We start from the raw sequence: 5625 nt of genomic DNA, 5'->3' as shown, positions 1-5625 counted from the left end.
CGAAGGGATCTGTATCGCCCATGTACGCAGCATCGTCCTCCGTGTCCGCCCCCCAGCGATCGCTCCACCCCCGCCCGGCGGCGGGCGGCGGCCCCTACCTCGCCCCCGCGCGTCCGGCGGCCCCGGTGCTCGGGGCGGGCAGGGCGCGGCGCGGCGCGGGAGCCGGCACGCAGCCGCTCAGCGGCAGGATCGACCTCTCCGGCGCCCAGGGCGCCCAACTGCGCACGGCCATCGCCTCCGTGCAGCGGATCTGCCCGGAGTTCGCGCCGGTGCAGGTGCTGCGCCGCAGCGGGCGGTCCGTGCTCCTGGTCGGCACGACCGGGCGCAGCACGGCGGTCGCCAAGTGTTTACTGGACCTCTCCCCCGCGTGGGGTGAGCGGATCCGGCACGAGATAGGGGCATACCGCTCGTTCGTCCGGCACCGCCCGCCGGTGCGGGTGCCGAGGCTGATCGCGGCGGATCCGGACAACGGCACGCTGGTCATCGAGCGGATGCCGGGGCGGCCGGCGGCACTCCAACGGCATCCGCTGGAGACGCCGCCGCGGACGGACATCAGGGCGGCGCTCGGCGCGATCTGCCGGCTCAACGCCTGGCGGCCGCCGGCCGGGACCTTCGACGCCCCGCTGGACTACGCGGCGCGGATCTCCCGGTACCACGAGCTCGGGCTGCTCACCGACCGGGACCTGGGCGACCTCCAGAAGCTGCTGCACGGCATCGCCCACGCGGCCGGGCGTCAGGGCATGGGCCAGTTCTGCCACGGTGACGCGCTGCTGTCCAACATCCTGATGTCGCCCGCCGGTCCGGTGCTGGTGGACTGGGAGCACGCGGGCTGGTATCTGCCGGGGTACGACCTGGCGACCCTGTGGTCGGTGCTCGGTGAGGCCCCCGTGGCGCGCCGCCAGATCAGCCAGATCGCCCAGGCGCAGGGTCCCGCGGCACGCGACGCGTTCTTGGTGAACCTGATGCTGGTGCTGACCCGGGAGATCCGTACGTACGAGACGGCCGTGCAGCGCTCCATGCAGGACGCGGCCCCCGTGGCGCAGACGGCGGCGCCCGCGGGTGCCCTGCCCTCCGGGGAGGAGCAGCGGCTGCTGCTGCGTCGGCTGCACGACGACTGCCAGATGGCCCGGCGGGCCGTGCGCGCGGCGGTCGGCACGCGCTGACGAGACGGGAATCCGCGGTGCGCCCCGCACAGGGCGCACCGCGGATTTCGTGTGTCCGCGCCCGGTGGGAGGGGCCATTGGTGTACGCCACTGACGCCCCGCAGGCCCGTGGGCCGCCGCCACGAAACTCGCCGGGAGCCCTGTTGACGTGGGAAATCGCCGCCGTGTCGGCATGATTGACGGATCGTCGGACCGCCGGGTACCACTGACCCCACGCCCGGTCCCGCACGCCCCGCTACGCCCGACCGTCACAGGAGGCCGCTTTGCGAGGATCCGCCACCGTTCCCGAGCCCGCCCGCGGCGGCAGACGCGTCCGTACGACGGCCGGCGCCCTGGCCGCGGCGGCGCTGATGCTGCCGCTGCTCGGCGCGGCACCGTCCGCCGCCGGGCCCGCCGCGCCGCCCGCACCCGACGCTCTCCAGCGGGCGTTCGCCGCCGCCGCGGCCGAGTACCACGTGCCGCAGTCGGTGCTGCTCGGCGTCTCCTATCTCCAGTCCCGCTGGGACACCCACGGCGGTGCCCCGAGCGTGACCGGCGGCTACGGCCCCATGCACCTCACCGACGCCCGCACCGCGCTCGCCGGGGCCTCGCACCACGGCGGGGGCGCCGAGGACCCGCGCGGCGACGACGCCCGCGACCGGCTGCGGCCGCGGGAGGCGGACGTACCGGCGGACACCGAGCTGCCGGCCCGGCTGACCACACTGCCGAGGGCGGCCGAGCTGACCGGGCTGAGCCGGGACGCGCTGCGCACCGACCCGGCCGCGAACGTGGAGGGCGGTGCCGCACTGCTGGCCGCCGCCCAGCGCGAGCTGGGCGAGCCGCTCAGCGAGGACCCGGCGGACTGGTACGGGGCGGTGGCCCGCTTCTCGGGCGCCGACGACTCCGCGACGGCCGCGGCGTACGCCGACGACGTGTACGGGGTGATCCGCACCGGCGAGCGGCGGACCACGGACTCCGGTCAGCGGATCGCGCTGGCCGCCCGCCCCGGTGTGGCCCCCGACACCGCGCAGCTGGCGCACACCGGCCTGCGCGCGGCGTCCGCCGCCGGCACCGAGTGCCCGGCGTCGGTGTCGTGCGAGTGGATCCCGGCGCCGTACGAGGAGTTCGGCGACGGCGACTACGGCAACCACGACCTGGGGAACCGGCCCGCCTCCCAGCGCATCCGGTACATCGTCGTGCACGACACGGAGGGCACCTGGAACGGTGTCCTGAACATGGTGCAGGACCCGACCTACGTCTCCTGGAACTACACGCTGCGCTCCACCGACGGCCACATCGCGCAGCACGTGAAGGCCGAGGACGTGGCCTGGCACGCGGGCAACTGGTACGTCAACGCGAACTCGGTCGGCCTGGAGCACGAGGGCTTCCTCGCGGACCCGGACGCCTGGTACACGGAGGCGATGTACCGGTCGTCGGCGCGGCTGGTGAAGTACCTGGCGCGGAAGTACGACATCCCGCTGGACCGGCAGCACATCCTGGGCCACGACAACGTGCCCGGCCCGACCACCTCGACCGTCCCCGGCATGCACACCGACCCGGGCCCGTACTGGGACTGGCGGCACTACTTCCAGCTGCTGGGCCGGCCGGTCACGCCGACCGCCGGCACGAAGGCGAAGCTGGTGACGATCCGCCCCGACTACGACACGAACCGGCCCGAGTACACGGGCTGCGAGACGGCGGGCGTGCCGTGCGCGGAGCACGGTTCCAGCGAGGTGCGGCTGTACTCCGACCACGACGTGAACGCGCCGCTGATCAAGGACGTGGGGCTCGGCACCACCCCGACGACCGGGGTGAACGACCTGTCCTCGCGGGTCTCAACGGGCCAGCAGTTCGCGGTGGCCGGCCGGTGGGGCGACTGGACGGCCATCTGGTACCTGGGCCAGAAGGCCTGGTTCCACAGCCCGAGGAAGCACCCGGCGGCGGTACCGGCCTCGGGCCGGCTGATCACCCCGCGCGCCGGCCTGGAGAGCGTCCCGGTGTACGGGCGCGCGTACCCGGAGCAGGCCGCCTACCCGGCGGGCGTTCCCGTCCAGGCCGTGTCACCGCTGTCGTACACGCTGCCGAAGGGGCAGGCGTACGTGGTGGGCGACGAGGTGCCCGGCGAGTACTACTACGCGGTCACCTTCGACGAGGCGTCGCACCGGGTGGTGCGGGGCCGGGACCGGTACTACGAGATCCAGTACGGCCACCGGGTGGCGTACGTGCGGGCCGCGGACGTCACGCTCACGACCGCTCGCTAGCGGCCTGCTCAGCCCTGCTGGAAAAGCTCCGCCGGGAGCGGCTTCAGCAGGGCGTACAGGTCGTCGGTGATGGGGCGGTCCCAGGCGGCGATGGTCACCAGGACATTGTCGCTGCGGTCGAACTGCACGCAGGAGATCCGGCCCTCGGAGAGCTTGAGGCGGCGCACGATCAGCAGGTTGTCGCCCTGCATGACCGGCACGTCCTCGGTGCCGACGACGGTGATCTCCTCGTCGTTCTCCAGGGCCAGCAGCAGCTGGGCCACCTCGAAGGGGATCTCGCCCTCGGGGACCTCGCGGGCCGGGGAGCCCTCCGGCAGGTTCCCGATGATCATCGCGGGGCCGCGGCCGCCGAACAGGTCGTAGCGCAGGAAGACGCCCTGGCAGCTGCCGTCGGGCGCGGGGAGCAGTCCGGCGCCCAGGTTCCCGGGCCAGTCGCCCGGGTCCATGGCCAGAACGTCGAAGTCGGGCCCGGCGGGGGTGGCGCTGCGGCGGCGGAGGAACGACATGCCGCCATGGTACGTGGCCGGACCCCCTGGACGGAGTGCGGGCGACCGTCCGGGGCGCGAGGTGCCGCGGCCGGTCGCCCCGGGGTGCCAGGCGGGTCACTCCTCCGGCGGGGCGGGCGGCACCACCGCGACGGGGGACGCCGCGTGCAGCAGGACGGCGTGGGTGACGGAGCCCATCATGCGGGCGGGGGCCAGCAGGCGCCGGCGGTGGCGGCCGACGACGACCAGTTCGGCGTCCCGGGAGGCGGCGACGAGGTGTCCGGCCGCGTCACCGGCGACGACGTGGGTGTCGGCGCGGACGTCGGGGTGGCGTCCCCGCCAGGGGGCGAGGAGGCCGTCGGCGAGGACGCGGGTCTCGCTCTCGACGGAGACCTCGTCGATCACCAGGGGCATCATCTGGCCGGCGGCGGCCCAGGTCTGCACCGGCCACGGGTAGGCGACGACCACCTGGAGGCGGGCGTCGCGCCGCTCGGCCTCGGCGAAGGCGAAGGACAGCACGGCGTCGTCGGGGCTGTCGACGTGCAGGCCGACGACCACCCGGGGCCCGGGCTCGGCCGGTGGCTCGCCGTGCACCTCGCGGCCGGGGCGGGGCACCACGACGACCGGGCACTCGGCGTCGCGGGCGGCGGCCAGGCTGTTGGAGCCGAGCAGCAGGCTGGCGAATCCGCCGCGGCCGCGGGAGCCGAGCACCAGCAGCTGGGCGTCGGCGCCGAGTTCCGGCAGGGCGGCGCCCGGTACGCCCTCCATGCCGAGGTACTCCGTCACCGGTGCGTCGGCCCGGTCCCCCAGTCGGGTGCGGGCCTCCTCCAGGACCGGGTCCTCGCCGGTGTCGGGTGGGCCGGCGACCAGGACGTCGCCCTGGGCCCAGGCGGCGTACTGCCGCACGTGCACCACCCGCAGGGGCGCGGCGCGCCCGCGGGCCGCGTCGACGGCCCAGTCCAGTGCGCGCAGGCTGTCCTGCGAACCGTCGACCGCCGCGATGACCGGCAGGGTGCTCATGGGTTCCTCACCTCCGGAAGGACGACCTTCCCCCTCGTGGCGTCAGCCTCGCTCAGGCGTCGGCCGCGACGGGGCGCTCAGGGTCGCGTGTCCGGAAATTCGGGGGGAACACCCCCGGATCGGCCGGACGGTCCCCGGCCGGCGCGTCCCGTGCCCGGGGTCAGGTGAGGTCGAACTCCCCTTCGCGTGCTCCCGACACGAAAGCGCCCCACTCCGCCGGGGTGAAGATCAGGGAGGGTTTTTCCGGGCTGCCGCTGTTGCGCATGGCGATGAAGCCCTCGACGAAGGCGATCTGGACATCCCCCAGTCCTCGGCTGCTGGACTGCCACTGCGCGTTGCTGAGGTCCAGCTCCGGCTTGTCCCAGCCCATGATCGGGCGCTGGTGGGTGGTGCTCTCGGCCACGTCCGTGCTCCTCCCGGTTACGTCGTCCGCGGGCCAGCCTAGCGACCGGTTCGGACCGCCGACAGGCCGCGCGGGGCGTGCCTTTCGGAAGATCGGCGCCGCGGCGCCCGGGCAGCTCATGGGGAGGCGGTGCTGGCGCTGGCCGGCTGTGGGCAACAGGCGGCGAAGGCGGCACCCGACTTCGCCGGGGCGGAGGAACTGCCGGAGAAGCTCGGCAAGGACGGTGCCACCGTTCTGGTGGGTGATCCGGACGCGAGCACGACGGTGCAGCTGTACGAGGATCCGCGGTGCCCCGTCTGCGAGGAGTTCGAGAC

The 5625-nt window shown here is 74.5% G+C and carries 6 protein-coding genes; 3 read left to right on the top strand and 3 right to left on the bottom strand.

Annotation, left to right across the window (positions count from 1 at the left end; genetic code table 11):
* The first annotated feature begins 20 nt into the window (after positions 1–20).
* Positions 21–1163, top strand: a complete 1143-nt coding sequence (locus GTW67_RS00510; RefSeq protein ID WP_161162798.1) for an aminoglycoside phosphotransferase family protein — start codon at positions 21–23, stop codon at positions 1161–1163.
* A gap of 263 nt (positions 1164–1426) precedes the next feature.
* Positions 1427–3403, top strand: coding sequence for an N-acetylmuramoyl-L-alanine amidase (locus GTW67_RS00505; RefSeq protein WP_161162797.1), 1977 nt, complete (start codon positions 1427–1429; stop codon positions 3401–3403).
* 8 nt (positions 3404–3411) lie between these two features.
* Here the strand turns inward: GTW67_RS00505 and GTW67_RS00500 are convergent, their stop codons facing one another.
* The 3 genes from GTW67_RS00500 to GTW67_RS00490 all read right to left on the bottom strand — a co-directional run bounded on the left by GTW67_RS00500 (position 3412) and on the right by GTW67_RS00490 (position 5311).
* Positions 3412–3909 carry a hypothetical protein gene (locus tag GTW67_RS00500; RefSeq protein ID WP_161162796.1) on the bottom strand — a complete coding sequence of 166 codons (498 nt, stop codon included), beginning with the start codon at positions 3907–3909 and terminating at the stop codon, positions 3412–3414.
* Positions 3910–4005: 96 nt separating this feature from the next.
* The gene (locus tag GTW67_RS00495) at positions 4006–4908 is read right to left on the bottom strand and encodes a universal stress protein (protein ID WP_161162795.1); all 903 of its coding nucleotides are present in this window, start codon (positions 4906–4908) and stop codon (positions 4006–4008) included.
* A 160-nt stretch (positions 4909–5068) separates the two neighbouring features.
* Positions 5069–5311 (bottom strand): DUF397 domain-containing protein, encoded by a 243-nt coding sequence (locus tag GTW67_RS00490; protein WP_161162794.1) that lies wholly within the window; start codon positions 5309–5311, stop codon positions 5069–5071.
* A gap of 129 nt (positions 5312–5440) precedes the next feature.
* On the opposite strand from GTW67_RS00490, the gene GTW67_RS00485 reads away from it, so the two are divergent.
* On the top strand, positions 5441–5625 hold a 185-nt coding region (locus GTW67_RS00485; protein WP_161162793.1), incomplete at its 3' end, for a thioredoxin domain-containing protein.

This window comes from Streptomyces sp. SID5910, from assembly GCF_009862125.1.
Lineage (GTDB): Bacteria > Actinomycetota > Actinomycetes > Streptomycetales > Streptomycetaceae > Streptomyces.
Note: the sequence above shows the minus strand (reverse complement) of the source record. Positions and strands in the feature narration are given on the sequence as shown.